The sequence below is a fragment of the Streptomyces sp. NPDC031064 genome (assembly GCF_055570965.1).
On the sequence record NZ_JBVIGF010000004.1, the window covers coordinates 494,178 to 519,873 of the forward strand.

Here is a 25,696-nt window from a genome sequence, read left to right on the forward strand (position 1 = left end):
GCCGTCATGCGCACCCGCCATGTCTTCCACGCCGTCGACTCGCACACCGAGGGGATGCCCACCCGCGTGATCACCGGAGGTGTCGGGGTGATCCCCGGCGCCACCATGGCCGAGCGGCGACTGCACTTCATCGAGCACCTGGACCACCTCCGTACGCTGCTGATGTACGAGCCGCGCGGGCACGCGGCGATGAGCGGCGCGATCCTCCAGCCCCCCACCCGCCCCGACGCCGACTACGGCGTCCTCTTCATCGAGGTCTCCGGGCTCCTGCCGATGTGCGGACACGGCACCATCGGGGTGGCCACCGTGCTGGTCGAGACCGGAATGGTCCCGGTCGCCGAACCGGTGACCACCGTGCGCCTGGACACGCCCGCGGGTTTGGTGAGCGTGGACGTACACGTTGAGGACGGCGTGGCGAAGTCGGTCACGCTGACCAACGTGCCCGCGTTCTGTGTGGGGCTCGGGCTCAAGGGCGAGGTCCCCGGGTACGGGACGGTCGGCTACGACCTGGCGTTCGGCGGGAACTTCTACGCGTTCGTCGAACTCGACGCGCTGGGGCTGCCGTTCGACCGGGCCCGCAAGGACGACCTGCTGGCCGCCGGGCTCGCGATCATGGACGCGATCAACCGGTCGCCGAACCGGCCGGTCCACCCCGAGCGCCCGGAGATCGCCGGCGTCAAGCACGTCTACCTCGCCGCGCCCGGATCGGACGCCCGCCGCTCACGGCACGCCATGGCCATCCACCCGGGGTGGTTCGACCGCTCGCCGTGCGGTACGGGGACCTCGGCCCGGATGGCGCAGTTGCACGCCCGCGGCGAACTGCCACTCGGCCGGGACTTCGTCAACGAGTCGTTCATCGGCACGGAGTTCACCGGCCGGCTCGTCGCGGAGACGGAGGTCGGCGGGGTGCCCGCCGTCGTGCCCACCATCACCGGCCGCGCCTGGATCACGGGCACCGCCCAGTACTTCCTGGACCCCGACGACCCCTTCCCCGGAGGCTTCCTCCTATGACCGCCCACCTGGACACCCTCACCTCCCGCAGCCCGGCCGACCCCTCCGACGTCCTCGTGCGGATCGCGGCTCCCGGGGCCTTCGCCGCGGTGGACGCCGTGGACCGGGCACGGGCCGCGCGGCCGGACTGGCAGGCGGGCGGGGCGGCCGCCCGCTCGGCGGCGCTCGGCGCGGTCGCCGACGCCGTCGAGGCCGCCGCGGGTGAACTGGCCGCGCTGGCCGTACGCGAGGTGGGCAAGCCGCTCACCGAGGCCCGCGCCGAGGTCGCCCGTACCGCCGCGATCTGGCGGTACTACGCCCAGGCGCCCTACGAACCGACCGGCGCCGTCCACGAAGCGGCCGCCGGAGCCGGACTGCTGCTGAGCCGGCGCCGCCCGCACGGGGTGGCCGGGCTGATCACCCCGTGGAACTTCCCCTTCGCCATACCCAGTTGGAAAGCCGCGCCGGCCCTCGCGGTCGGCAACGCGGTCGTCCTCAAGCCCGCGCCCGAGGCGACCGCCTGCGCCCAGCGCCTCGCCGAGATCGTCCGGCGGGCGCTGCCGGCCGGCGTGTTCACCGTCGTCCCGGGCGGTGCCGTCGAAGGCAACGCGATCATCTCCGCCGCCGACGTCATCTCCTTCACCGGCTCGACCGCCGTCGGCCAGGCGGTCGTGCACGCCGCCACCGGCCGGGGCGTCCCGGCCCAGGCCGAGATGGGCGGCCTCAACGCCGCGATCGTCCTCCCGGACGCCGACATCGGGCAGGCGGCCGCCCACATCGCCGCCGCGATCGCCGGATACGCGGGCCAGAAGTGCACCGCCACCAGCCGCGTCATCGCGGTCGGCGCCGCGCTCGACCCGCTGCGCGAGGCGCTCGCCGAGGCGCTGGCGGCCGTCCCGGCAGGCGACCCGGCCGACGCCGCGACCGTGTGCGGGCCGCTCATCAGTGAGCACGCCCGCGCCCAGGTCCTGGACGCCTCGCACGGGCTGCGCACGCTCGCCCGGGGGACAGTTCCGCACGGCCCCGGCTGGTACGCCGCCCCGACCCTGGTCGAAGGAGCACCGGCCGGGCACCGGCTGCTGCGCGAGGAGGTCTTCGGCCCCATCGCCGCCCTGCTGCCGGCCGACGACCTCGCCCATGCGGTGCGGATCACCAACTCCGTCCCGTACGGCCTGGTCACCTCCGTCCACACCGCCGACCTGAACACGGCCCTGACCGGCCTCGACCGGCTGGACACCGGCATGATCCGGATCAACGCCCCGTCCAGCGGCGTCGACTTCCACCTGCCCTTCGGTGGCACCAAGGCGTCCAGTCACGGCCCGCGCGAGCAGGGCCGCGCCGCTCTGGACTTCTACACCTCCAGCCGCACGTACACGCTGTCACCAGCAGGAACAATGTGACATTGTATTCTGGCGGTCCTGTTCGGTACGAAGAGAACGCCAGGGGACCCCATGGGCCATCTGATCCGCCGCGACCTCGGCGCCGCCCGCGAGCGGCTGCGCGACCAGGTGGCCCACGCCCTGCGCGCCGCCCTGATCTCCGGCGAACTGCGGCCGGGGCAGGTGTATTCGGCACCCGCGCTCGCCGAGGACTTCGGGATCTCGGCGACGCCGGTGCGCGAGGCGATGCTCGACCTCGCCCGCGAGGGCCTGGTCGAGCCGGTCCGCAACAAGGGCTTCCGGATCACCGAGGTCGACGACCGCGACCTGGACCAGTACACCGAGATCCGGTCCCTGATCGAGGTGCCCACGGTCGGCCGGGTCGCCCGCACCGCCGCCCGAGCCGACCTGGAGGCGCTGCGCCCGGTCGCCGAGGAGATCGTGCGCGCCGCTCGCGAACACGACCTGATCGGCTACCTGGAGGCGGACCGCCGCTTCCACCTGTCCCTGCTCGCCCTGGCGGGCAACGACCGACTGGTCGAGGTCGTCGGCGACCTCCGCAAGCGCACCCGTCTGTACGGCCTGACGGCCCTGGACGAACGCGATCGGCTGCTGCCCTCCGCCGAGGAGCACCTGGAGCTGCTGGACCTGATGCTCGCGGGGGACGCGAAGGGAGCGGAGGAGTGCATGGCCAAGCACCTCGGCCATGTCCGCTCGATCTGGGCCAAGCCCGATTCCGCCGCGGCGTCCGCCCGCTAGCGACCCGCGCGGCGGGCTCCGTGAGGCGGGGCCGTGGCCGCGTGCCGGCCCTTGCCAGGTCACACCGCGCGGCGTCGAGTGGCGACCGGAGTGGCGGCCCGGGGCCGTGGGGCCGGCCGGGGAGCGCACGTGGACGTCGAGCCTTCCGTACGGCCAGGACCGCTCCGTCACGTCGGGGCCTCTCGGCGCTGCCGGTCGCGGGCCCGCCGGAACCGGTCCAGCCCGTCGGACAGCTCCACCACCGGATCGGGGTAGTCCAGCGCGGCCCGGTCCGGGCCGGGCAGCTTCCAGGGCTCGTGCACCACCGGGGCGTCCACGCCACGGAGTTCGGGCACCCAGCGACGCACATAGACACCGTCGGGGTCGTACCGCTTGGCCTGGGTGACGGGGTTGAGGACCCGGTTGGGCCGGGTATCGGTGCCCGTCCCGGCCACCCACTGCCAGTTGAGCTGGTTGTTGGCCACGTCGCCATCGACCAGCCACCGCAGGAAGTGGGCGGCGCCGATCCGCCAGTCGACGTAGAGGGTCTTGGTCAGGAAGCTCGCCGTCAGCAGCCGGGTGCGATTGTGCATCCAGCCCTCGTGGCGTAGCTGCCGCATTGCCGCGTCGATGACCGGGTAGCCGGTACGGCCCTGCCGCCACGCATCGATGTCGGCCTTCGCGGTGCGCTCCGTGCGCCACCGGTCGTGTTTGGTGCGGTAGTCGGCGTGGGCGGCGTCAGGGCGGGCGGCGAGGACCTGGCGGTGGAAGTCGCGCCAGGCAAGCTGCCGGACGAACGCCTCGGCGCCCGGTCCGCCGTGGCGCCTGGCCCGGTGGACGAGTTCCGTCGGGGACAGGGTGCCGAAGTGGAGGTGCGCGGAGAGCCTGGAGGTGGCATCGGCGGCCAGGTCGTCGCGGGTGGTGTCGTAGGCGCCCAGACCGCGCCTCCAATAGGCGGTCACCCGCTTGCGGCCTTCGCTCTCCCCGCCGGCCGGCAGCGCGGGCGAGACGCCGGTGACGTCACCGCGGGAGGGTGGCGGCTCGCCTCTCACCTGGTCGGGGACGCGCACGCGGCGCGGAGCGGCGGCGACGGCACGCAAGGGCGCCTGCGACCATCGCCGGTAGTACGGCGTGAAGACGGCGTAGTGGTCGGAGGACGCGGGAGCCACCTCACCGGGCGGCACGGCAACGCTGACCGCGTCATGGACGAACAGCCGCCGCCCCGCCGCCTCCAGGGCGGAGCGCAACCGCTCCTCGCGCCGGTTGGCGAAACGGCTGTGCCCGGCGGACATGTGCACCTCATCAGCGTCCGCATCGGTCACGATGCGGCACACCTCCTCCACCGGGTCGCCGGAGCGCACCACGAGCCGTCCACCCAGCTCACGCAGCGAGGCGTCGAGGTCGGCCAAGCAGTCGGCGAGGAAGGCGCTGCGATTGGGCGCGGCGAACCCCGCCGCCACCACGGCGCGGTCCCGCACGAAGAGCGGGACGACCGCGTCGGACGCGTCCAGGGCCGCACGCAACGGCGGATGGTCGTGCAGACGCAGGTCGCAGGTGAACAGGACGACTGAGACGCGCATGGGTTTCAGCTTCTCCCCGGTGGTTCGCGAGGGCCGCTGCGGACGGCACGGTCCGGACCGCGGGGCCCGTCGGCCGCGGCCGTCACCGAGGACCGCGCGCGCTCCTGCTGGGCTCGGCCCGCGGCGCGGACGATGTTGCGGGCCATGCCGCCGAAGACGACCGCGTGGAACGGCGAGACGCTCCACCAGTACAGATGGCCGAGCAGTCCGCGGGGCAGGAACACCGCACGCTGCCGGTAGCGGACGGGCCCCTCGCCGTCCACGCGCATCTCCAGCCATGCCAACCCCGGCAGCCGCATTTCGGCGCGCAGCCGCAGAAGCCGACCGCGCTCGATCTCCTCCACCCGCCAGAAGTCCAGCGAGTCGCCGACTCTCAGCCGGCGCGCGTCACGCCGGCCCCGACGCAGGCCCACACCGCCCGCGAGCCGGTCGAGCCAGCCGCGCACCGCCCAGGCCAGGGGGAAGGAGTACCAGCCGTTCTCCCCGCCGATGCCCTCGATGACGTCCCACAGCGCCTCCGGGGCGGCCTCGGCTTCGCGTTCGCGCACGTCGGTGTAGAGGCTGCCGCCCGCCCAGCCCGGGTCGGTGGGCAACGGGTCGCTGGGCGCGCCCGGCACGGACGCCGACGACCAGCGGGTGGTGACCTGTGCGTCGCGGACGCGTTGCAGCGCCAGGGAGACGGCGCGGTCGAAGCCGAGGGGGTGGCCGGGCGGGCTGGGTACGTACCCTTCGATGTCGTTCTCCCGGCAGACCACCTCGTGGCGCAGGGACTCCGTCAGCGGGCGGGCGATCGAGGCCGGCACCGGCGTCACCAGGCCGATCCAGAGGCTGGACAGGCCAGGGGTGAGGAGGGGGACGGGCAGGATCAACCGTCGAGGCAGGCCGGCCACGGCGGCGTAGCGCCGCATCATGTCCCGGTAGGTGAGCACCTCAGGGCCGCCGATGTCGAAGGCGCGGTTGACGTCGGGGGGCAGACCGGCGCAGCCCACCAGGACGCGCAGCACGTCCCGCACGGCGATCGGCTGGATGCGGGTGCGCACCCAGCGCGGAGTGATCATCACCGGCAGCCGCTCCGTGAGGTAGCGCAGCATCTCGAAACTGGCCGAGCCGGAGCCGATGATCACCGCGGCGCTCAGCACAGCGGTCGGCACGCCCGAGGCCAGGAGAATACGGCCGACCTCCGCACGGGAGCGCAGGTGCGGAGAGAGGCGGGACTCCGGAACGCCCGCGGGATGCAGTCCGCCGAGGTAGACCAGGCGGCGCACACCGGCCCGCCGGGCCTGTTCGCCGAAGACCTGCGCGGCGTCGCGGTCGGCGCGCTCGAAGCCGCGCCCGCTGCCCAGCGCGTGCACCAGGTAGTAGGCCACGTCCACACCGTCCATCGCCCGCGCCACCGACCCGGCGTCGGTCACGTCGCCCGGGACGATCTCCACCCGGCCGGACCACGGATGGTCACGCAGCTTGCCCGGGGAGCGGACCAGACAGCACACCCGGTGACCGGCGTCCAGCAACTCGGGCACCAGCCGGCCTCCGACGTAACCACTGGCGCCGGTCACCAGACAGGTCAGGGCGTCCGGAGCCGCCCCCCTGCCATCGGCCGTCGTCATGGCTGCCTTGTCCACCACAGGTCCCGTCCGCCCATGAGTGATCCTCCGATGCACCGCACCGGTCTCTTCGCCCCTCCACCGTGCGGGCGCTCCGCCCGGATGCGCCAGCGCGCGCGGCGATCGGGTGACACCCGATCGCCCCGGAGCACGAGGCCGCGTCCGCACTCCTCCGGGCAGCCGCCCACACCGGGCCCGTCACAGGCCGGCGCCGCGCCAACCGGTCGTGCACCGGAGAACTTCGACCCGACGGGCACTCCGTCCGGCGAGCGGGTGATGGCACGAGGGGAAATCCGTTGTCGTGCCAGCGCTGCCGGCGCATCCTTCCGTGCGTGAACACTGAAGACGACTCCACTGAGGCCGCCGTCATCTTGCCTGTCAGCGTGCGCGATCTACTGCCCCAGGACCTGCCGGCGTGCACTTGGTCGGGCTCGGACGCCCACCTGCGCCACGTGGAGCGGGAACTGGCGCGCGTTGCGGCGGGTGAGGTGGAGTACCTCGCTGTTTGCACTCCTGCGGATCTGCCGGTGGCGATCGGCGGCATCGACTACCAAGTCTCCGAGGGAGCCGGGACCCTATGGCAGCTCGCCGTGCTGCCGGCGCTGCAGTCCCGCGGCTTGGGAACGCTGCTCGTCCGGGCAGCCGAACAACGGATTCGGGACCGCGGGCTGCGCAGGGCCGCACTCGCTGTAGAGGAGGACAATCCCCGGGCGCGCGCCCTGTACGAGCGCCTGGGCTATGTCGCATACGGCCGTGAGCCGGACGCCTGGGACGAGGAAGGGCCCGACGGGTCGATCCGTCGCCACGAGACGATGTGCGTTCTCATGCGCAAGAGCCTCTGAACCCGGCGCAGCCGCACCTGCTCAACAGGGGCGGCCGGGATGGTCCTCGCGCAGGTGCCGGATGTACCAGTCGAAGCGGGTGGCGTCCTTGCTGTGCGGTTGCTTGCCGGGAGTGAATCCCGCGCGCCGCGCGACTGCGGCGGATGCGGGATTCTCCGGATCGACCTGGATGACGATCTCCTGCCCGCCCTCAGCGGCCGCGTACCGCGATGCCAGGAGGACCGCGCGGGTGGCCAGGCCCCGGCCTCTCCAGGACGGGTAGAGGCCGTAGGCGACGTTCACCTGGCCGGGAGCCAGGCCCTCTCCTGTGAACCGCAGGTCGATCGTTCCCGCGAGCACCTTGTCGGCGCCCGTCCGGATGCCGAAAGCACGGAGTGGCCCGGCGGTGTCCCACTGTTCCCGGCAGTGCCGGAAGTACGCTTCCACGCCCTCGCGCGTACCGGGACCTCCGTTGAGCCAGCGAACCAGCAGCTCGTCCTCCCCCGTGAGATGCGCCTCCACATCGTCCAGGCGCAGCGGCGACAGCGTGATGACCCCGTCGGACAGCTCTATTTCATGCACCCGCCGATTCTTGATGGCGAAGCCGCGTCGCACCATCGGATTCCGCGGGGCGTCGTGCAGAGCTTCTTGGTGTGGCTGGTGTGATAACGGCGTCGGAGCCGTCTTGAACAGCCCGCGAATGACCCCCTGTTGACCGTCGACCAGGCCGCCGAACGCCGGATCGCCTTCGTCAAGGCGGGCCGCCACGTCCGCATCCCGGAGCGGTGCTGGCCCTCAGCGTGTCGACGCGCATCCGGATCACCCTGGAGAACCTGGACCGCCTCGGCCCCGTGGACGGGCTCGAGACCAGGCTCAGCAGCGCCGAGGACGCCGTGAACCACGTATCGCTGTCCGTCCTCAGATTCGACCAGCAGGCGCTGGTCACCCCGCACCTGGCCCGGCTCGTGGGACACGACTCGCCCCTGCTTCATCTGCGCCGCCAGAGTGATGGCGGGATGTTCGACCGGTTCGCCGAGCACGCCTGGGAGGAACGGCAGGTGGTGCGGATCTGGTGCGCGACGCCTAGCGTGGCCGGACAACAAGAAAGGCCCGGGTCGTCGACCTGGGCCTTCTGCGTGGAGCGGGTGACGGGAATCGAACCCGCGCTCTGAGCTTGGGAAGCTCATGTTCTACCATTAAACTACACCCGCGTAAGTAGGCACCGGAGGACCGGTGTCGTACCGTCGCTCACTGTACCTCATTGGCAGGCCCCCGGTGTATCGCGCCGCGGGGTCTTTGTGCTGTGTGGGGGACGGATCCGTGTGCGGGGGGCGGGAGTTGAGGCGTACGGTGTGGGGGCGGAGTGCCGCCTGGAGTGGTGTCCTGTTGATCCCCTAATGTGGCTTTCTCGTCCACGCTTTGGTTGGGGAAGGGACTTGATGGACTCCATGGAGCGCACCGTCGTCCGCTGTGCCGAAGGGCATGTGTTCAGTACCGCTTCGTTCCCGATGCAGCAGCTCGGTGCCGGCCGGATCGGGCCCGGGCGGTTGTTGCGGTGTCCGCGGTGTGCGCGGTTGCGGCAGGCCGTGCCGGTGGAGCTGCAGCGGCGGTAGCGGGGAGTAGCCGGAAGTGGTGGTGAGCGCGCGGGGGCCGTCCGATTGGGGCGGGCCCGCGCGCTCTGCGTATCCTCGGGGAGTGCTTCTCTCAGACAAGGACATCCGGGCCGAGATCGACGCCGGGCGGGTACGTATCGACCCGTACGACGACTCCATGGTGCAGCCCTCGAGCATCGACGTGCGGCTGGACCGCTACTTCCGGGTGTTCGAGAACCACCGCTACCCCCACATCGACCCGGCCGTCGAGCAGGCCGACCTCACGCGGCTGGTCGAGCCGGAGGGGGACGAGGCGTTCATCCTGCACCCGGGCGAGTTCGTGCTCGCGTCGACGTACGAGGTGATCAGCCTGCCTGATGATCTCGCTTCGCGGCTCGAAGGGAAGAGCTCGCTCGGGCGGCTCGGGCTGGTGACCCACTCGACCGCCGGGTTCATCGACCCCGGCTTCTCCGGGCACGTGACGCTCGAGCTGTCGAACCTCGCCACGCTGCCGATCAAGCTCTGGCCGGGCATGAAGATCGGGCAGCTCTGCATGTTCCGGCTCAGTTCGCCGGCGGAGTTCCCGTACGGCAGTGAGCGCTACGGGTCGCGGTACCAGGGGCAGCGGGGGCCGACCGCCTCGCGGTCCTTCCAGAACTTCCATCGGACGCAGGTGTGAGCATGAGTGACGTACGGGAGAACCTGACCTACGAGAAGTTCGGGACCGCGATCCGCGAGCTGGCGCAGACCATCGCGGACGACGGTTACGAGCCCGACATCGTGCTGAGCATCGCCCGCGGCGGGGTGTTCGTCGCCGGTGGGCTCGCGTACGCCCTGGACTGCAAGAACATCCACCTGGTGAACGTGGAGTTCTACACCGGCGTCGGGACCACGCTGGAGATGCCGGTGATGCTCGCACCGGTGCCCAACGTGATCGACTTCAGCGACAAGAAGGTGCTGATCGCCGATGATGTGGCAGACACCGGCAAGACCCTGAAGCTGGTGCACGACTTCTGCCTCGGCGCGGTCGCCGAGGTGCGCAGCGCGGTCATCTACGAGAAGTCGCACTCCCTCGTGAAGTGCGAGTACGTGTGGAAGAAGACCGACGAGTGGATCAACTTCCCGTGGAGCGTCGAGCCGCCCGTCGTGAAGCGTGAGGGCCAGGTCCTCGACGCCTGACAGACGGCGGTACGTGAAAGGCCCCCGCCTTGGCGGGGGCCTTCGTCGTGCGTACGCCGCTCAGATCGTGCCCAGCTTGATCAGCGACAGCAGCGCCACGAGCTGGATCGCCGACGCGCCCAGCGCCTTCGGCCACGGCAGGTCGTGCGAGGTGCGGACCATCGACGTGAAGAGAGCGCCCGCCGCCAGCCAGGACAGCCAGCCGATGACCTGGACGAGGGTGTTCTCACCGCCCAGGAACAGCGCGAAGAGCAGGCGGGGCGCGTCCGTCATCGCCATGATCAGCATGGAGAGACCGACCGTCGGCTGCCAGGCGCCGTCGCCGCCGAGCTGGCGCGCCAGGGTGTGGGTGACGGCGCCCATGATCAGGCCGCCGACGACGAACATGACCCCGGTGACGAGGACGTACGGGATCGCCGTCGACAGCGTGGCGTTGATCGCCTCCTCGCGGGCCTGGTCGAACCCGAAGAGGGCGAGCAGGCCGTAGAGGAACGTCACCACCAGCGCGGGGCCCCACACGGCGTGGTCGCGCATCTGATAGAACGTCGGGCCCGGGCGCAGCACGATGCCGCTCAGCAACTGCTTCCAGTGCAGGCGCGGGCCTGCCGGGGCGGGGGCGGCGCCGGCCTGGTACGTGGCGCCGTCGCCGTACGCGTCGGGCCCGGCGGCGTACGCCTCGTCGTGGATGCTGAACGCCCGGGTGTGGCCCGGGTTGTTCGCCGCGTACGGGTCGTGCGGGGCGGCGGAGGGCTGCTGCTGGTACGGGTCGCCGAAGTACTCCGGCTCGCCGTACTGCTGCTGCCCCTGGGGCCACTGCTGCTGCGGGCCCGTGTACGGGGGCGGCGCTGCCGCGCTGCCGTACGGCGCCTGCTGCGGTTGTTGTTGCGGGGTGCGGTTGTCCCGGCCGCGTCCGATCCTGAATCCAGCCACGTCACCGAACGTACCCGGTCCCGCTGCGCCGGGTGGACGGGCCCGGGAACGGGGGGTCGTTTGCTGCTGAGCTGTGACATCCCCTAGGGGTTGGATTCGTCCAGGATTGACCTATTCACGGGGTTGTGCTGATGGCTATGGCTGTTCGTTACCGTACTGAGGCGTAGGTCACATGAGCGGCCTCTAGCTTCGTGGGTGTCGGTTTTCGCACGAAACACGAAGGATGCCCATGCGTAGCACCACCCTCCGCACCGCCGCCATCGCGACCGGGCTGGTCGCCTCCCTCACCCTCCCCGCCACGGTCGCCTTCGCAGCCGACGATGTGCCGGCGCCCGTGGGACCCGACACCGTCGACACGCGGATACAGGACCCGGGCCAGGACCAGGGGCAGGACGAGGGGCAGGACCAGGGCCGGACCGGTGTCGTACGGGAGCTCGTGAAGTCCGTCCGGCTCGCCGACGGGTCCACCGCCCGGGTCTTCAAGCTCGGCGAGAACCACTACGAGGCCGAGATCTGGGCCGGCGGCGACAGGCTCGACACCCTGGTGACCACCGGGTCCCCCGCGTACGGGCAGAACAACGGCCTCCACGTCGTCCTCCAGCCGGACGGGTCCGTCACCTCCTGGGTGGAGGGCGCCAAGCAGCCCACCGACAAGAAGCAGCCCACCGACAAGAAGCAGCCCACCGCCAAGAAGTCGCACGCCAAGCAGCACCCCGCCGCCAAGCAGCAGAAGAAGGCCGTGCGGGTCAACATGCCCGACGGGCGCGTCGCGACGCTCAGCAAGGGCAAGCAGGGGCCCCGCGCCGACATCTCGATGGCCAACGGCAACCGCCTCGGCACGCTCACCCTGAAGAACCGGTCCGCGCTCAACGACGGCTGGACCTACAAGATCGCCGACGGCGGCAAGGGCCACAGGGGCACCTACACCTTCGTGGTCGCCGACGGGAAGCCCGGCGGCGGCACCTGGGTCTACAGCTTCCAGGGCAAGCTGATCAAGAAGTACACCCCGGGCGCCGCCCCCGGCGCCGCCGCCCCCGGGCGCTGACGCGTCCCGCGCTGACGCGTCCCGCGCTGAGGCCCCGGGCGCCACGTTGAGGCCCGGGCGCCATGGAGAGCTGAACCGCGGCCGGTGGGACGAAAACGGCCGGACCCGCCCCTTTGGGCAGGTCCGGCCGCTCACGCTCGTACGAGGGCTACTTCACCGGCTCCGGCTCCGTGTCCGCGTCCGAGTCACCGGCCGGGGACTCCTCCAGCGGCTTCTTGACGGACTCCAGCAGGAGCTGGGCCACGTCCACGACCTGGAGGTTCTCCTTCGCCTTGCCGTCGTTCTTCTTGCCGTTCACGGAGTCCGTGAGCATCACGAGGCAGAAGGGGCAGGCGGTGGAGACGATGTCCGGGTTCAGGGACAGGGCCTCGTCGACGCGCTCGGTGTTGATGCGCTTGCCGATCCGCTCCTCCATCCACATCCGCGCGCCACCGGCGCCACAGCAGAAGCCGCGCTCCTTGTGGCGGTGCATCTCCTGCTGGCGCAGGCCCGGGACGGCCGACATGATCTCGCGCGGCGGCGTGTAGACCTTGTTGTGGCGGCCCAGGTAGCAGGGGTCGTGGTAGGTGATCAGACCGTCGACCGGCGTCACCGGGATGAGCTTGCCCTCGTCGATGAGGTGCTGGAGCAACTGCGTGTGGTGGATGACCTCGAACTCGCCGCCCAACTGCGGGTACTCGTTCGCGATCGTGTTGAAGCAGTGCGGGCAGGTGGCGACGATCTTCTTCGCCGACTTGGGCTTCTTCGTCGACTCGTCTTCGTCATCCTCGCCGAACGCCATGTTCAGCATCGCCACGTTCTCCTGGCCGAGCTGCTGGAACAGCGGCTCGTTGCCCAGGCGGCGGGCGGAGTCACCCGTGCACTTCTCGTCGCCGCCCATGATCGCGAACTTGACGCCCGCCATGTGCAGCAGCTCCGCGAAGGCCTTGGTGGTCTTCTTGGCCCGGTCCTCCAGGGCGCCGGCGCAGCCGACCCAGTACAGGTAGTCGACCTCGGACAGGTCCTCGATGTCCTTGCCGACGATCGGGACCTCGAAGTCGACCTCCTTGGTCCACTCCACGCGCTGCTTCTTGGCCAGGCCCCAGGGGTTGCCCTTCTTCTCCAGGTTCTTGAGCATCGTGCCCGCCTCGGACGGGAACGCGGACTCGATCATCACCTGGTAGCGGCGCATGTCGACGATGTGGTCGACGTGCTCGATGTCGACCGGGCACTGCTCCACGCACGCACCGCAGGTGGTGCAGGACCACAGCACGTCCGGGTCGATGACGCCGTTCTCCTCCAGCGTGCCGATCAGCGGGCGTTCCGCCTCGGCGAGGGCGGAGGCGGGGACGTCCTTCAGGGCCTCCTCGGACGCCTTCTCCTCGCCCTCCATCGTCTTGCCGCCGCCCGCCAGGAGGTACGGCGCCTTGGCGTGCGCGTGGTCGCGCAGCGACATGATGAGCAGCTTCGGGGAGAGCGGCTTGCCCGTGTTCCAGGCGGGGCACTGCGACTGGCAGCGGCCGCACTCGGTGCAGGTGGAGAAGTCGAGCAGGCCCTTCCAGGAGAAGTGCTCGACCTGGGAGACGCCGTAGACGTCGTCGTCGCCCGGGTCCTCGAAGTCGATCTCCTTGCCGCCGGACGTCATCGGCTGGAGGGCGCCGAGGGCGGTCGAGCCGTCGGCGTTGCGCTTGAACCAGATGTTGGGGAACGCCAGGAAGCGGTGCCAGGCCACACCCATGTTGGTGTTGAGCGAGACCGTGATCATCCAGATCAGCGACGTACCGATCTTGATCATCGCGACGAAGTAGACCAGGTTCTGGAGCACTCCGACCGACAGGCCCTCGAAGGCCAGGACCAGCGGGTACGAGGCGAAGTAGGCGGCCTCGTAGTGGTCCACGTGGTGCAGGGCACCCTCCAGGCCGCGCAGCACGTAGATCGCCAGGCCGATGGTGAGGATCACGTACTCGACGAAGTACGCCTGCCACGCCTTGGAGCCCGCGAAGCGGGACTTGCGGCCGGCCCGGGAGGGCAGGCTCAGCAGGCGGATCACCATCAGGACGGCGATGCCCAGGACGGTCATCACACCGATGAACTCGATGTACAGCTCGAACGGCAGGAAGCCGCCGATGACCGGCAGCACCCAGTCGGCCTGGAAGAGCTGGCCGTACGCCTGGGCCAGGGTCGGCGGCAGCGTCAGGAAGCCGACCGCCACGAACCAGTGGGCGATGCCGACGATGCCCCATCGGTTCATCCGCGTGTGACCGAGGAACTCCCGGACCAGCGTGACACTGCGCTGGTAGGGGTTGTCGGTCCGGGTGCCGGCGGGGACCGGCTGGCCCAGCTTGAAGTGGCGGACGAACTGGCCGATGGCGCGGGCGAGCAGCGCAACGCCGACCACGGTCAGGGTCAGCGACACAATGATCGCGGCGAGTTGCATGGAGGCTCCTCGGGCCTGCGAGGGTGGGAGAACGTGGGCACTACTACTAAGCGGTAACTTATTCAGTTCGTGCTGAGCGTACCCACTTATTCCGCCGCACTGTAGCCGCGCACGCGGTGATCTGCGTCGCTCAGGTGAGCCTGACCGGGCACGGTCCGCGACCGGTGCGACCGGTGCGACCGGTGCGGCGGCCGCCCCGGGCGCGGCGTATGCAGCGCGCGCAGCAGCAGCGCGAGGTCCAGGCCGATCCACCGGTGCTCCACGTAGTGCTGGTCGAGCAGCAGTGGCTCGTCCCACGGCAGCGTCGAGGCGCGCCTGACCTGGGCCAGCCCGGTCAGCCCGGGCCGGACGCTCCGCCGCCAGGGGGCGTGGGCCGCCGGGTCGCCGGGCGGGAGGGGTGCCGGGCCGACGAGCGACATCTCACCGCGTACGACGTGGGGCAGCCTGGACAGTACGTGCAGCCCGAAGCGGCGCGTGCGGAGGTGGCGCAGCGTGAAGGGCCGGCCGTCGAGGCCGATTCTGGTCTCCGTCGCGAAGACGCCGCCGGGCGGGCGTCTCAGCGCGGTGGCGACCGTGGCCGCGAGCAGCAGCGGGGCGGCCAGCGCGAGCAGTACCGAGCCGAGGGTCACGTCCAGGACGCGCTTCGGGTCCGGGGAGGGGTGCGGCGGGCCGGGGGCGGTGAGGGGCCGCGGCTCGGGGGAGGGGTGCGACGGGGAGGGGCGCATGGGCACACCACCTGACAACTTTGCGACTTATGCGGCTTTTGGTTCGTTCTTTGAACGATCGCACGGTTGTGTGTGAGGTGGTAGTGGTTCGCGGGTACGCGGCGGGTCGTGCGGCCGGCTGCGTGAGCCGAGCCGCATAAGTTGAGCGTAAGTGACTCAACTCTGTTGACTCCGGTCCGGCCGTCGTGCATCCTTGAGCCTGTTCCACTCAAGTCAGTTGGAGGAATCGAAAATGGCACGTGCGGTCGGCATCGACCTGGGCACGACTAACTCCGTCGTCAGCGTTCTGGAAGGCGGCGAGCCCACCGTCATCACCAACGCCGAGGGCGCCAGGACCACGCCGTCCGTCGTCGCCTTTGCCAAGAACGGCGAGGTGCTCGTCGGCGAGGTGGCCAAGCGTCAGGCGGTCACGAACGTCGACCGGACCATCCGGTCCGTCAAGCGTCACATGGGCACCGACTGGAAGATCGAGCTCGACGGGAAGAACTTCAACCCGCAGCAGATCAGCGCGTTCATCCTGCAGAAGCTGAAGCGCGACGCCGAGGCGTACCTGGGCGAGAAGGTCACCGACGCGGTGATCACCGTCCCCGCGTACTTCAACGACTCCGAGCGCCAGGCCACCAAGGAGGCCGGTGAGATCGCGGGCCTCAACGTCCTGCGCATCGTCAACGAGCCGACGGCCGCCGCCCTGGCGTACGGCCTGGACAAGGACGACCAGACCATCCTGGTCTTCGACCTCGGTGGCGGCACCTTCGACGTCTCGCTGCTGGAGATCGGCGACGGCGTCGTCGAGGTGAAGGCCACCAACGGTGACAACCACCTCGGTGGTGACGACTGGGACCAGCGCGTCGTCGACTACCTGGTCAAGCAGTTCCACTCCGGGCACGGCGTCGACCTGTCCAAGGACAAGATGGCCCTCCAGCGCCTCCGCGAGGCCGCCGAGAAGGCCAAGATCGAGCTGTCCTCGTCCACCGAGACCTCGATCAACCTGCCCTACATCACGGCGTCCGCCGAGGGCCCGCTGCACCTGGACGAGAAGCTCACCCGCGCCCAGTTCCAGCAGCTCACCGCGGACCTGCTGGAGCGCTGCAAGACGCCGTTCCACAACGTGATCAAGGACGCGGGCATCCAGCTCTCCGAGATCGACCACGTCGTTCTCGTCGGTGGCTCCACCCGTATGCCGGCCGTCGCCGAGCTCGTCAAGGAGCTGACCGGCGGCAAGGAGGCCAACAAGGGTGTGAACCCGGACGAGGTCGTCGCCATCGGCGCCTCGCTCCAGGCCGGTGTCCTCAAGGGCGAGGTCAAGGACGTCCTGCTCCTCGACGTCACCCCGCTGTCCCTCGGCATCGAGACCAAGGGCGGCATCATGACCAAGCTGATCGAGCGCAACACCACGATCCCGACCAAGCGCTCGGAGATCTTCACGACGGCGGAGGACAACCAGCCGTCGGTGCAGATCCAGGTCTACCAGGGCGAGCGCGAGATCGCGGCGTACAACAAGAAGCTCGGCATGTTCGAGCTGACCGGCCTTCCGCCGGCCCCGCGCGGCGTCCCGCAGATCGAGGTCTCCTTCGACATCGACGCCAACGGCATCATGCACGTGACCGCCAAGGACCTGGGCACGGGCAAGGAGCAGAAGATGACCGTCACCGGCGGCTCCTCGCTGCCGAAGGACGAGGTCGACCGGATGCGTGAGGAGGCCGAGCGGTACGCGGAGGAGGACCACAAGCGCCGCGAGGCCGCCGAGACCCGCAACCAGGGCGAGCAGCTCGTCTACCAGACGGAGAAGTTCCTCAAGGACAACGAGGACAAGGTTCCGGGCGACGTCAAGACCGAGGTCGAGACGGCGGTGAACGAGCTCAAGGAGAAGCTGAAGGGCGAGGACACCGCCGAGATCCGCACCGCCACGGAGAAGGTCGCGGCCGTCTCGCAGAAGCTCGGCCAGGCCATGTACGCGGACGCCCAGGCCGCGGGCGGGGCCGCCGGTGCCGGTGAGGCCCCGGGTGCCGCCCAGGGCGCCGCAGCCGACGACGATGTCGTCGACGCCGAGATCGTCGACGACGAGAAGCCGAAGGGGGCCGCATGACGGAGGAGACCCCGGGCTTCGAGGAGAAGCCCGACGTCCCCTCCGGCGCCGCGCCTGACGACGCCGCCGACGCCGCCGGTGCCACTCCCTCCGCGAACGCCGCGGAGGAGGGCCCGGCGGCCCCGGCAGGGGACGCCACCGCACAGATCGCCGGCCTGACGGCCCAGCTCGACCAGGCCCGCACCGCGCTCGGCGAGCGCACCGCGGACCTGCAGCGGCTCCAGGCCGAGTACCAGAACTACCGCCGCCGGGTCGAGCGCGACCGGGTCACGGTCAAGGAGATCGCCGTGGCGAACCTCCTGACCGAGCTCCTGCCGGTGCTCGACGACATCGGCCGCGCCCGTGAGCACGGCGAGCTGGTGGGCGGCTTCAAGTCGGTGGCCGAATCGCTGGAGACGGTCGCCGCGAAGATGGGCCTTCAGCAGTTCGGCAAGGAGGGCGAGCCCTTCGACCCGACGATCCACGAGGCGCTGATGCACTCGTACGCGCCGGACGTCACCGAGACGACCTGCGTCGCGATCCTTCAGCCGGGGTATCGCATCGGCGAGCGGACCATCAGGCCCGCCCGCGTCGCGGTGGCCGAGCCCCAGCCCGGGGCGGCCCCGGCCGCCCAGGCGGCGCCCAAGGAAGAACAGCAGGAGTCGGCCGACGAGGAGAGCGGTGGCCCCGAGGAGGGCTGACGCGTTGACCGGCGGCGCGTCGACCGGTGACGCGCCGGCCGGTGACCGGAAGGATCGGAAGGAGGGACGTCGATGAGCACGAAGGACTTCGTGGAGAAGGACTACTACAAGGTTCTCGGCGTCCCCAAGGACGCCACCGAGGCCGAGATCAAGAAGGCGTACCGGAAGCTCGCCCGCGAGTTCCACCCGGACGCCAACAAGGGTGACGCGAGCGCGGAGGCGCGCTTCAAGGAGATCTCCGAGGCGAACGACGTCCTCGGCGACCCCAAGAAGCGCAAGGAGTACGACGACGCCCGCGCCCTGTTCGGCAACGGTGGCTTCCGGCCCGGCCCTGGCGGCGGGCCCGGCGGCACGTTCAACTTCGACCTGGGCGACCTCTTCGGCGGCGCCCAGGGCGGACCCGGGGCCGGCGGCTTCGGCGGCGGTCTCGGCGACGTGTTCGGCGGCCTGTTCAACCGGGGCGGCGCGGGCACCCGCACGCAGCCGCGCCGGGGCCAGGACATCGAGTCCGAGGTGACGCTCAGCTTCACCGAGGCGGTCGACGGGGCCACGGTCCCGTTGCGCATGTCCAGCCAGCAGCCCTGCAAGGCCTGTTCGGGCACCGGCGACAGGAACGGCACGCCCCGCGTGTGCCCGACCTGTGTCGGCACCGGACAGGTCTCGCGCGGCGGCAGCGGCTCCTTCTCGCTGACCGACCCGTGCGTGGACTGCAAGGGCCGCGGGCTCATCGCCCAGGACCCGTGCGAGGTCTGCCACGGCAGCGGCCGCGCCAAGTCGTCCCGCACCATGCAGGTCCGCATCCCCGCGGGCGTCTCCGACGGGCAGCGCATCCGGCTGCGCGGCAAGGGCGCGCCCGGCGAGCGGGGCGGACCGGCCGGTGACCTGTACGTGGTCGTCCACGTCGACGCCCACCCGGTCTTCGGCCGCAAGGGCGACAACCTGACCGTCACGGTGCCCGTCACCTTCGACGAGGCGGCGCTCGGCGGCGAGATCAGGGTGCCGACCCTCGGCGGGCCCGCGGTCACGCTCAAGATCCCGGCCGGCACGCCCAACGGCCGCACCATGCGCGCCCGCGGCAAGGGCGCCGTCCGCAAGGACGGCACGCGCGGGGACCTGCTCGTCACCGTCGAGGTGGCCGTGCCGGTGGACCTGAGCGACAAGGCGCGCGAGGCGCTCGAAACGTACCGGGAGGCCACGGCGGGTGAGGACCCGCGGGCCGAGCTGTTCCAGGCCGCGAAGGGGGCTTGAGATGGACGGACGCCGTCGCAATCCGTACGAGCTGACCGACGAGACACCGGTGTACGTCATCTCGGTGGCGGCCCAGTTGAGCGGGCTGCACCCGCAGACGCTGCGCCAGTACGACCGGCTGGGCCTGGTCTCGCCGGACCGTACGGCCGGGCGGGGCCGGCGCTACTCGGCCCGCGACATCGAGCTGCTGCGGCAGGTGCAGCAGTTGTCGCAGGACGAGGGCATCAACCTGGCGGGCATCAAGCGGATCATCGAGCTGGAGAACCAGGTCGCCGCCCTCCAGGCCCGGGTCGCCGAGCTCACGGCGGCGGTCGAGGGCGCGGCGGCGGCGATGCGGCAGCGCGAGGCCCAGGTGCACGCCTCGTACCGGCGCGACCTGGTGCCCTACCAGGACGTGCAGCAGGCCGGCGCGCTGGTGGTGTGGCGTCCGCCCAAGCGCGGTGAGTGACACGGCGTTCACCTGCCGGGCAGGCCCCTTCCGTTCCGGCGGAGGGGGCCTTCCGCGTCGTACGGGCTTTCCGCCTCGTGCGCGCGTGCGATGATCCGGGCGTGCGTACGAGATACGGGGTGGGCGCCGCTCTGGTGGCCCTGGCCGCCCTCGCGGTGGGGTGTGACGAGGAGACGGGCGACGCTCCGCTGCCGGAGCGGATCACGGCGAGCCCGGCCGCGCCGTCGGCGCCGTCCCTGCCGGGGCCACCGCCCCGGCCGCAGGCGCCGCCCCCGGTCGCCGAGGGGGCCGGGGACTGCCCCGCCTCCGGCGTACGCGTGGTGACGGGGATGACCGACGCCGCGATGGGGCTGCGGGCGATGGGCGTGATGCTGGTCAACTGCGGCACGAAGCCGTTCGAGGTGAGCGGTTACCCCGTGCTCGACGTCCTCGACGAGCGGCGCGAGCGACTGGACGTCGCCGTCCGGCGCGGGTCGTCCGTCGACACCACCGCGAAGCCCTCGGCGTTCGTCCTGGCGCCCGGCGAGCGGGCCGAGGCGTCGGTGGTGTGGCGCAACACGGTGACCCGCACCGACGTCGTGGCGACCGACGGCGCGTACGTCCGTGTGACGCCCGCCCCCGGCGTGGCGGCCCAGACGGTCGCCCCGGCCGACGGCGGCCCGCTGGACCTCGGCAACACCGGCGCCGTCGAGGTGACGCCCTGGGCGCCGTACGACCGGCCGCCGGGGGGCTAGGGGATCAGCTCGGCCACCGCGTCCAGGGCCGTCTCCCACATCGGCTGGGCGCCCGTCCCGAAGGCCGCCGCGAGGGCGGTGCCGACGGCGACGTCCTGGGCCAGGACCTCGGCGTCCTCGCGCCAGTCGGCGGTGACGCGGCCGTCGCCGGAGGACTCCAGCTCGCCGAGCCGGCGGCCGTCGCGCAGCAGCCGGCTCTCCCCGTACGAGCACGGCACGAGCCGGTAGCGGGTGTCACCGACGCGGGCGTCGACGCGGTAGGAGCGCCGGGACAGCCTGCCCCTGGCGGGGGCGATCCCGGCCCGGTGGCCGTCGACGGTGAGCGTCAGCAGGGCGGGGTCGCGGGTGCCGATGGGGATGTGCGGGTGGCCTTCCGTGCCGGGGTCGCGGACGAGGCGTACGCGGGGCAGGCCGGGGCCCGCGACGTCGAGCGTGCCGGCGCCGGTGTCGAGGTGGACGTCGGGCATGGTCAGTGATCCTGCTCCAGGATGCCGGACTTGGCGATCAGGTACCCCAGTTGGGCCCGGCTCCCGCTGCCGAGGACGGAGGCGAGCTTGGCGATGTGGGCGCGGCAGGTCCGTACGTTCATGCCGAGGCGGCGGGCGATCGCCTCGTCGACGTGGCCCTCGACGAGGAGCTTGGCGATGGAGCGCTGGACGCCGCTGATGCCGTCCGACTTCAGGTCGTAGGGGATCTCCTCGTTGATGGGGACGGCGAGCTGCCAGAACTGGTCGAAGACCCCGGCGAGGTAGGCCACCAGCCCGGGGTGGCGCAGTTCCAGGGCGACTTGGCGGTCGCTGCGCGCCGGTACGAAGGCGACTTCGCGGTCGACGATGATCAGCCGGTCGATGATCTGTTCCAGGGTGCGCACCTGCACCTCCGGACCCACGTGCTCCAGGTACGTGAGCGTCAACTCGGTGTGCCGGGCGGTGTGCTGGTAGAGCGTCCGCATCCGGATGCCCCGGCCGAGCAGGGGCCGTACCCGGCGCAGGGCCTCGCTCAGCCCGTGGGCGGGTCGTCCGCCGCCCGGCTGGACGGTCAGCAGCTCCTTCTCGCAGCCGGCGACCACGCGGTCCAGCGTGGCGTTGATGCGGCTCAGGCCCTCCAGCACGGTGATGGCGTGCGTGGTGGGCGCGTTCTGGGCGCTGATGGCCATGAATGGCTCGAACGCGTCGGACAGTTCGACGGTGAGACGTCTACGCTCCAGGATCTCGCGCTCGATGGGCTGGAGCAGTTGCGCCAGCGCGGAGGAGGGCGGCACGGGACGGAGCCACTGGGCGTCGTCCGGGTCGGGGTGCAGCAGCGCCAGGTCGAGCAGACAGGGCACCTCATCCGCCTCTGACCGGGGTATTCGTCCGCTGCGCAAGGCGTTCGCGTAGAGCTCGGAACCCGCCTCGCACAGCTCCGTGTGGGAATGGGGGTGGCCAGGCTTGTCCGGTTTTACGCTCATCTGTACACCCCCAGGCTCCTGCATCTCAGGAACATGATGCCTGTCGTAGGTGGTGGAAGCGTGGAGAGTGAGCAATCGTCGTAGCCGCGGGGGTTGGAAAGAGACGTTGCCTTCAAGTGAGGTTGCTCGGTGATGACGAAGAGACTCATACGCGCAGTGGTTGCCAGTGCGTTCATCGCTGCCGGCGCGGTAGGGGTTCTGGGGGCGGCCGAGGGTCAGGACTCGCAGGCGGCTCCCGGCACCGGAACCACGACGCAGGACCCCGGCTGGACCGCCGCGCCCGCCAAGTCGGGCCTGACCGTGAACGACCCCTCGTGGACCGCCGAACCCGTCAGGTCGGGTACGGCCGCGCTCGACCCCGGCTGGACCCTCGCGTCACCCGCGGGATCGGGGCGGGCGGCGAACGACCCCGGCTGGACCCTCGTCGGCGCATGAACGTTCCCGACGACTCGCGCTTCCGGCGCGAGATGGCATCCGCTTACCGTTCCGGGTGGCATTTCATCGACCTCGTCACAGCTGTGCCGCACAGTGGCGATTCGTTGATGGTCACCCTCTTCGGGGAGCCGATCGTCATCACGCGCGGAGAAGACGAGGACATCCGAGCCTACCGATGCCTTCGGCGGCCCCGCGGAGCTCCGCAGCCCGTCCGATGCGCCATCCGGTACGGCATGATTTTCGTCAACCTCGACCAGCGTGACCACCAGCTCGTCGAGCCGGAGACCACCACCGCCACCCCCCGCAGCGCCTGAGCGGTTCCCCCGTCGTTGTAAATCGCTCAGGTGCTTCCCCCACACAGCGGCGCCATCGTGGACCTGAACACGATGGCGCCGCTGTGCTGTGCGCGTACGCCCGCGGAGGCCGGGGCCTCTCGTTCGGATCTTGCTGGGCTCGCGACGCCTGGACCCTAGGCGCGCCCCATCGCCCGCGTCAGGGCGATCTCGATGACGACCCGGTCCGGGTTCGGCGTCGGCGTGCGGCCGTAGCGGGCCGCGTAACGCTCCACCGCGTCCGCGACGACCTCCGGCTCCGTACGGATCGTCGCGACGCCCTCCAGGGTCGCCCAGCGCCCCTTGTCGACCTGGCACACCGCCACCCGCGCGCCGCCGGGGCCCGCCGCCAGGACGTGGGCGACCTTGCGGCTGTGCTTGTTGGTGATCACCCGGGCGATGCCCTTCTCGCCGCCCTCGGGGTCGTACGTCACGCCCACCGCCACCACGTGCGGCGTGCCGTCCGGCCGGGGCGTGGTCAGGGTGGACATGTGGTACTCGCGCCAGAAGCCGAGGTACGAGTCGCCGGGGTTGCGGGGGTCGATGGCCATGCCCGCGAACCTACCGGCGACCGGTGTCCCCAACCACCCTTGAGTGGAATAGACTCAACTTTACGTACGTTCGATGAGTCATAGTCGTCAGACCCGCAGCACCGAGGAGGAGAGACCGCCCGTGGACGCCGAGCTGACCAACAAGAGCCGGGATGCGCTGAACGCCGCGACCAGCCGTGCCGTGTCCGAAGGACACCCGGACCTGACCCCCGCGCACCTGCTGCTCGCGCTCCTCGCGGGCCAGGACAACGAGAACATCACCGACCTGCTCGCCGCCGTCGACGCCGACCAGGCCGCCGTGCGCTCCGGCGCCGAACACGTCCTCGCCGCGCAGCCGAGCGTCACCGGCTCCACCGTGGCCCCGCCGCAGCCCAACCGCGAGCTGCTCGCCGTCATCGCCGACGCCTCGCAGCGCGCCAAGGACCTCGGCGACGAGTACCTGTCGACCGAGCACCTGCTCATCGGCATCGCGGCCAAGGGCGGCCGGGCCGGGGAAGTGCTGGAGCGGCAGGGCGCCAGTGCGAAGAAGCTGCTGGACGCGTTCGAGAAGACGAGGGGAGGGCGCCGCGTGACCACACCGGACCCGGAGGGCCAGTACAAGGCCCTGGAGAAGTTCGGCACCGACTTCACGGCCGCCGCCCGCGACGGCAAGCTCGACCCGGTCATCGGCCGGGACCAGGAGATCCGCCGCGTCGTGCAGGTGCTGTCCCGGCGCACCAAGAACAACCCGGTGCTCATCGGCGAGCCCGGCGTCGGCAAGACCGCCGTCGTCGAGGGCCTCGCCCAGCGCATCGTCAAGGGCGACGTCCCCGAGAGCCTGAAGAACAAGCGCCTGGTCGCCCTCGACCTCGGCGCGATGGTGGCCGGTGCCAAGTACCGGGGCGAGTTCGAGGAGCGGCTGAAGACCGTGCTGTCCGAGATCAAGGACAGCGAGGGCCAGATCATCACGTTCATCGACGAGCTGCACACCGTCGTCGGCGCGGGCGCCGGCGGCGACTCCGCCATGGACGCGGGCAACATGCTCAAGCCCATGCTCGCCCGCGGCGAGCTGCGCATGGTCGGCGCGACGACCCTCGACGAGTACCGCGAGCGCATCGAGAAGGACCCCGCCCTGGAGCGCCGCTTCCAGCAGGTCCTGGTCGCCGAGCCGACCGTCGAGGACACCATCGCGATCCTCCGCGGCCTCAAGGGCCGCTACGAGGCCCACCACAAGGTCCAGATCGCCGACTCGGCCCTGGTCGCCGCCGCCACGCTCTCCGACCGGTACATCACCTCCCGGTTCCTGCCGGACAAGGCGATCGACCTCGTCGACGAGGCCGCGTCCCGGCTCCGGATGGAGATCGACTCCTCGCCCGTCGAGATCGACGAGCTCCAGCGCGCCGTCGACCGCCTCCGCATGGAGGAACTGGCGCTGAAGAACGAGTCCGACCCCGCCTCCGTACAGCGCCTGGAGAAGCTGCGCCGCGACCTCGCCGACAAGGAGGAGGAGCTGCGCGGCCTGACCGCCCGCTGGGAGAAGGAGAAGCAGGGCCTCAACCGCGTCGGTGAGCTCAAGGAGCAGCTCGACGACCTGCGCGGCCAGGCCGAGCGCGCCCAGCGCGACGGTGACTTCGACACCGCCTCCAAGCTGCTGTACGGCGAGATCCCGGCCGTGGAACGGGAGCTGGAGGAGGCCAGCGCGGCCGAGCAGGAGGCCGCCAAGGACACGATGGTCAAGGACGAGGTCGGCGCCGACGACATCGCCGACGTCGTCGGCTCCTGGACCGGCATCCCGGCGGGCCGCCTGCTGGAGGGCGAGACGCAGAAGCTGCTGCGCATGGAGGACGAGATCGGCCGCCGGCTGATCGGCCAGACCGAGGCAGTACGGGCGGTGTCCGACGCGGTGCGCCGCACCCGCGCGGGGATCTCCGACCCCGACCGGCCCACCGGCTCGTTCCTCTTCCTCGGCCCGACCGGTGTCGGCAAGACCGAGCTGGCCAAGGCGCTCGCGGACTTCCTCTTCGACGACGAGCGGGCGATGGTCCGCATCGACATGAGCGAGTACGGCGAGAAGCACAGCGTCGCCCGCCTCGTCGGTGCGCCCCCCGGCTACGTCGGGTACGAGGAGGGCGGCCAGCTCACCGAGGCGGTGCGCCGCCGCCCGTACAGCGTCGTCCTGCTCGACGAGGTGGAGAAGGCCCACCCGGAGGTCTTCGACATCCTGCTCCAGGTGCTGGACGACGGCCGGCTGACCGACGGTCAGGGCCGCACGGTCGACTTCCGCAACACCATCCTGATCCTGACCTCCAACCTGGGCAGCCAGTTCCTGATGGATCCGGTGACCCCGGAGGAGCAGAAGAAGGAGCAGGTGCTGGAGGTGGTGCGGTCCTCCTTCAAGCCGGAGTTCCTCAACCGCCTGGACGACATCGTCGTCTTCTCGGCCCTCGACCGGGACCAGCTCGCCCACATCGCCCGGCTCCAGATCGACCGCCTGGCGGCCCGCCTCGCCGAGCGCCGGCTCACCCTGGACGTCACCCCGGCGGCCCTGGACTGGCTCGCGTCCGAGGGCTTCGACCCGGCGTACGGCGCCCGCCCGCTGCGCCGCCTGGTCCAGACGGCCATCGGCGACCGGCTCGCCAAGGAGATCCTCTCGGGCGAGGTCAGGGACGGTGACACGGTCCGGGTGGACCGCTTCGAGGACGGGCTGATCGTGGGGGCGGCGCGGTAGGCCCGGCCCCGGCTCGGGGGCGGATG

General features: G+C 71.1%; 24 protein-coding genes, 1 tRNA gene and 2 pseudogenes. 17 read left to right on the top strand and 10 right to left on the bottom strand.

Annotated features, from left to right (window positions below; all coding sequences use genetic code 11):
* The first annotated feature begins 6 nt into the window (after positions 1 to 6).
* The 3 genes from ACZ46W_RS17625 to ACZ46W_RS17635 are packed head-to-tail and all read left to right on the top strand — an operon-like array spanning position 7 to position 3,128.
* Positions 7 to 1,011, top strand: a complete 1,005-nt coding sequence (locus ACZ46W_RS17625; protein WP_468338242.1) for a proline racemase family protein — start codon at positions 7 to 9, stop codon at positions 1,009 to 1,011.
* On the top strand, positions 1,008 to 2,390 hold the full coding sequence (locus ACZ46W_RS17630) for an aldehyde dehydrogenase family protein (RefSeq protein ID WP_468338245.1): 1,383 nt from the start codon (positions 1,008 to 1,010) through the stop codon (positions 2,388 to 2,390). Before ACZ46W_RS17625 ends, ACZ46W_RS17630 begins: the two co-directional genes overlap by 4 nt.
* Positions 2,391 to 2,441: 51 nt before the next feature.
* Entirely contained in the window at positions 2,442 to 3,128 is a 687-nt protein-coding gene (locus ACZ46W_RS17635) for a GntR family transcriptional regulator (protein ID WP_468338248.1), read from the top strand.
* Positions 3,129 to 3,295: 167 nt separating this feature from the next.
* On the opposite strand, the gene ACZ46W_RS17640 is transcribed toward ACZ46W_RS17635, so the two are convergent.
* A complete protein-coding gene (locus ACZ46W_RS17640; RefSeq protein ID WP_468338251.1) occupies positions 3,296 to 4,687 on the bottom strand; it encodes a cryptochrome/photolyase family protein in 1,392 nt (463 codons plus the stop codon).
* Positions 4,688 to 4,692: 5 nt separating this feature from the next.
* Positions 4,693 to 6,294: an SDR family oxidoreductase gene (locus tag ACZ46W_RS17645; protein ID WP_468338254.1), complete on the bottom strand. Its 1,602-nt coding sequence runs from the start codon at positions 6,292 to 6,294 to the stop codon at positions 4,693 to 4,695.
* Between the two features lie 329 nt (positions 6,295 to 6,623).
* On the opposite strand from ACZ46W_RS17645, the gene ACZ46W_RS17650 reads away from it, so the two are divergent.
* Positions 6,624 to 7,133, top strand: coding sequence for a GNAT family N-acetyltransferase (locus ACZ46W_RS17650; RefSeq protein ID WP_468338257.1), 510 nt, complete (start codon positions 6,624 to 6,626; stop codon positions 7,131 to 7,133).
* 21 nt (positions 7,134 to 7,154) lie between these two features.
* On the opposite strand, the gene ACZ46W_RS17655 is transcribed toward ACZ46W_RS17650, so the two are convergent.
* Positions 7,155 to 7,838 carry a GNAT family N-acetyltransferase gene (locus ACZ46W_RS17655; RefSeq protein WP_468338793.1) on the bottom strand — a complete coding sequence of 228 codons (684 nt, stop codon included), beginning with the start codon at positions 7,836 to 7,838 and terminating at the stop codon, positions 7,155 to 7,157.
* Here ACZ46W_RS17655 and ACZ46W_RS17660 point away from each other — a divergent pair.
* Positions 7,821 to 7,895, top strand: a pseudogene (locus ACZ46W_RS17660) (DNA-binding protein); the annotation flags it as partial. The gene ACZ46W_RS17655 and the pseudogene ACZ46W_RS17660 overlap by 18 nt on opposite strands.
* 5 nt (positions 7,896 to 7,900) lie before the next feature.
* Positions 7,901 to 8,161, top strand: a pseudogene (locus ACZ46W_RS17665) (XRE family transcriptional regulator); the annotation flags it as partial.
* A gap of 88 nt (positions 8,162 to 8,249) precedes the next feature.
* Here the strand turns inward: ACZ46W_RS17665 and ACZ46W_RS17670 are convergent.
* Positions 8,250 to 8,323 (bottom strand) — tRNA-Gly (locus ACZ46W_RS17670).
* Positions 8,324 to 8,807: 484 nt separating this feature from the next.
* Here ACZ46W_RS17670 and dcd point away from each other — a divergent pair.
* Positions 8,808 to 9,383 (top strand): dCTP deaminase, encoded by a 576-nt coding sequence (gene dcd, locus ACZ46W_RS17675; protein ID WP_064067207.1) that lies wholly within the window; start codon positions 8,808 to 8,810, stop codon positions 9,381 to 9,383.
* Between the two features lie 2 nt (positions 9,384 to 9,385).
* Positions 9,386 to 9,883, top strand: coding sequence for a phosphoribosyltransferase (locus ACZ46W_RS17680; protein WP_468338261.1), 498 nt, complete (start codon positions 9,386 to 9,388; stop codon positions 9,881 to 9,883).
* Between the two features lie 60 nt (positions 9,884 to 9,943).
* Here ACZ46W_RS17680 and ACZ46W_RS17685 read toward each other — a convergent pair whose 3' ends face one another.
* Positions 9,944 to 10,813: a Yip1 family protein gene (locus ACZ46W_RS17685; protein ID WP_468338264.1), complete on the bottom strand. Its 870-nt coding sequence runs from the start codon at positions 10,811 to 10,813 to the stop codon at positions 9,944 to 9,946.
* A gap of 229 nt (positions 10,814 to 11,042) precedes the next feature.
* Here ACZ46W_RS17685 and ACZ46W_RS17690 point away from each other — a divergent pair, with 229 nt between their 5' ends.
* Positions 11,043 to 11,858: a hypothetical protein gene (locus tag ACZ46W_RS17690; protein WP_468338267.1), complete on the top strand. Its 816-nt coding sequence runs from the start codon at positions 11,043 to 11,045 to the stop codon at positions 11,856 to 11,858.
* 148 nt (positions 11,859 to 12,006) lie between these two features.
* On the opposite strand, the gene ACZ46W_RS17695 is transcribed toward ACZ46W_RS17690, so the two are convergent.
* Positions 12,007 to 14,274 (bottom strand): (Fe-S)-binding protein, encoded by a 2,268-nt coding sequence (locus ACZ46W_RS17695; RefSeq protein ID WP_468338270.1) that lies wholly within the window; start codon positions 14,272 to 14,274, stop codon positions 12,007 to 12,009.
* Between the two features lie 86 nt (positions 14,275 to 14,360).
* Positions 14,361 to 14,999 carry a sugar transferase gene (locus ACZ46W_RS17700; RefSeq protein ID WP_468338273.1) on the bottom strand — a complete coding sequence of 213 codons (639 nt, stop codon included), beginning with the start codon at positions 14,997 to 14,999 and terminating at the stop codon, positions 14,361 to 14,363.
* Between the two features lie 232 nt (positions 15,000 to 15,231).
* On the opposite strand from ACZ46W_RS17700, the gene dnaK reads away from it, so the two are divergent.
* The 5 genes from dnaK (at position 15,232) to ACZ46W_RS17725 (ending at position 20,195) form a co-directional block, all read left to right on the top strand.
* Positions 15,232 to 17,085 carry a molecular chaperone DnaK gene (gene dnaK / locus ACZ46W_RS17705; RefSeq protein ID WP_468338276.1) on the top strand — a complete coding sequence of 618 codons (1,854 nt, stop codon included), beginning with the start codon at positions 15,232 to 15,234 and terminating at the stop codon, positions 17,083 to 17,085.
* Entirely contained in the window at positions 17,082 to 17,765 is a 684-nt protein-coding gene (gene grpE / locus ACZ46W_RS17710; RefSeq protein WP_468338279.1) for a nucleotide exchange factor GrpE, read from the top strand. The genes dnaK and grpE overlap by 4 nt, the downstream gene beginning before the upstream one ends.
* Before the next feature lie 72 nt (positions 17,766 to 17,837).
* Positions 17,838 to 19,013, top strand: coding sequence for a molecular chaperone DnaJ (gene dnaJ / locus ACZ46W_RS17715; protein WP_468338282.1), 1,176 nt, complete (start codon positions 17,838 to 17,840; stop codon positions 19,011 to 19,013).
* 1 nt (position 19,014) lies between these two features.
* Positions 19,015 to 19,461, top strand: coding sequence for a heat shock protein transcriptional repressor HspR (locus ACZ46W_RS17720; RefSeq protein ID WP_468338285.1), 447 nt, complete (start codon positions 19,015 to 19,017; stop codon positions 19,459 to 19,461).
* A 101-nt stretch (positions 19,462 to 19,562) separates the two neighbouring features.
* Positions 19,563 to 20,195: a DUF4232 domain-containing protein gene (locus ACZ46W_RS17725; protein ID WP_468338288.1), complete on the top strand. Its 633-nt coding sequence runs from the start codon at positions 19,563 to 19,565 to the stop codon at positions 20,193 to 20,195.
* On the opposite strand, the gene ACZ46W_RS17730 is transcribed toward ACZ46W_RS17725, so the two are convergent.
* Both ACZ46W_RS17730 and ACZ46W_RS17735 read right to left on the bottom strand, forming a co-directional pair.
* Entirely contained in the window at positions 20,192 to 20,662 is a 471-nt protein-coding gene (locus ACZ46W_RS17730; protein WP_468338291.1) for a hypothetical protein, read from the bottom strand. The two genes, ACZ46W_RS17725 and ACZ46W_RS17730, sit on opposite strands and share 4 nt — an antisense overlap.
* Positions 20,663 to 20,664: 2 nt before the next feature.
* Positions 20,665 to 21,645: a helix-turn-helix transcriptional regulator gene (locus ACZ46W_RS17735; protein ID WP_126885621.1), complete on the bottom strand. Its 981-nt coding sequence runs from the start codon at positions 21,643 to 21,645 to the stop codon at positions 20,665 to 20,667.
* 132 nt (positions 21,646 to 21,777) lie between these two features.
* Between ACZ46W_RS17735 and ACZ46W_RS17740 the strand changes: the two genes are divergently transcribed.
* Together ACZ46W_RS17740 and ACZ46W_RS17745 are read left to right on the top strand one after the other, a co-directional pair.
* On the top strand, positions 21,778 to 22,080 hold the full coding sequence (locus tag ACZ46W_RS17740; protein WP_468338294.1) for a hypothetical protein: 303 nt from the start codon (positions 21,778 to 21,780) through the stop codon (positions 22,078 to 22,080).
* Positions 22,077 to 22,394 carry a Rieske (2Fe-2S) protein gene (locus tag ACZ46W_RS17745; RefSeq protein ID WP_064067217.1) on the top strand — a complete coding sequence of 106 codons (318 nt, stop codon included), beginning with the start codon at positions 22,077 to 22,079 and terminating at the stop codon, positions 22,392 to 22,394. Before ACZ46W_RS17740 ends, ACZ46W_RS17745 begins: the two co-directional genes overlap by 4 nt.
* A gap of 155 nt (positions 22,395 to 22,549) precedes the next feature.
* Here ACZ46W_RS17745 and ACZ46W_RS17750 read toward each other — a convergent pair whose 3' ends face one another.
* Positions 22,550 to 22,963: a pyridoxamine 5'-phosphate oxidase family protein gene (locus tag ACZ46W_RS17750; protein WP_468338298.1), complete on the bottom strand. Its 414-nt coding sequence runs from the start codon at positions 22,961 to 22,963 to the stop codon at positions 22,550 to 22,552.
* 121 nt (positions 22,964 to 23,084) lie between these two features.
* Here ACZ46W_RS17750 and clpB point away from each other — a divergent pair, with 121 nt between their 5' ends.
* A complete protein-coding gene (gene clpB, locus ACZ46W_RS17755; RefSeq protein ID WP_468338795.1) occupies positions 23,085 to 25,670 on the top strand; it encodes an ATP-dependent chaperone ClpB in 2,586 nt (861 codons plus the stop codon).
* Positions 25,671 to 25,696 lie beyond the last annotated feature (26 nt).

Coding starts and splice junctions, on each gene's coding strand:
- grpE (WP_468338279.1), top strand. CDS start 17,082: ATGACGGAGGAGACCCCGGGCTTCGAGGAGAAGCCCGACGTCCCCTCC.
- ACZ46W_RS17625 (WP_468338242.1), top strand. CDS start 7: ATGCGCACCCGCCATGTCTTCCACGCCGTCGACTCGCACACCGAGGGG.
- ACZ46W_RS17640 (WP_468338251.1), bottom strand. CDS start 4,687: ATGCGCGTCTCAGTCGTCCTGTTCACCTGCGACCTGCGTCTGCACGAC.
- ACZ46W_RS17720 (WP_468338285.1), top strand. CDS start 19,015: ATGGACGGACGCCGTCGCAATCCGTACGAGCTGACCGACGAGACACCG.
- ACZ46W_RS17645 (WP_468338254.1), bottom strand. CDS start 6,294: ATGACGACGGCCGATGGCAGGGGGGCGGCTCCGGACGCCCTGACCTGT.
- ACZ46W_RS17730 (WP_468338291.1), bottom strand. CDS start 20,662: ATGCCCGACGTCCACCTCGACACCGGCGCCGGCACGCTCGACGTCGCG.
- ACZ46W_RS17690 (WP_468338267.1), top strand. CDS start 11,043: ATGCGTAGCACCACCCTCCGCACCGCCGCCATCGCGACCGGGCTGGTC.
- ACZ46W_RS17630 (WP_468338245.1), top strand. CDS start 1,008: ATGACCGCCCACCTGGACACCCTCACCTCCCGCAGCCCGGCCGACCCC.
- ACZ46W_RS17750 (WP_468338298.1), bottom strand. CDS start 22,963: ATGGCCATCGACCCCCGCAACCCCGGCGACTCGTACCTCGGCTTCTGG.
- ACZ46W_RS17695 (WP_468338270.1), bottom strand. CDS start 14,274: ATGCAACTCGCCGCGATCATTGTGTCGCTGACCCTGACCGTGGTCGGC.
- ACZ46W_RS17635 (WP_468338248.1), top strand. CDS start 2,442: ATGGGCCATCTGATCCGCCGCGACCTCGGCGCCGCCCGCGAGCGGCTG.
- ACZ46W_RS17680 (WP_468338261.1), top strand. CDS start 9,386: ATGAGTGACGTACGGGAGAACCTGACCTACGAGAAGTTCGGGACCGCG.
- ACZ46W_RS17735 (WP_126885621.1), bottom strand. CDS start 21,645: ATGAGCGTAAAACCGGACAAGCCTGGCCACCCCCATTCCCACACGGAG.
- ACZ46W_RS17740 (WP_468338294.1), top strand. CDS start 21,778: ATGACGAAGAGACTCATACGCGCAGTGGTTGCCAGTGCGTTCATCGCT.
- dnaJ (WP_468338282.1), top strand. CDS start 17,838: ATGAGCACGAAGGACTTCGTGGAGAAGGACTACTACAAGGTTCTCGGC.
- ACZ46W_RS17745 (WP_064067217.1), top strand. CDS start 22,077: ATGAACGTTCCCGACGACTCGCGCTTCCGGCGCGAGATGGCATCCGCT.
- dnaK (WP_468338276.1), top strand. CDS start 15,232: ATGGCACGTGCGGTCGGCATCGACCTGGGCACGACTAACTCCGTCGTC.
- ACZ46W_RS17700 (WP_468338273.1), bottom strand. CDS start 14,999: ATGCGCCCCTCCCCGTCGCACCCCTCCCCCGAGCCGCGGCCCCTCACC.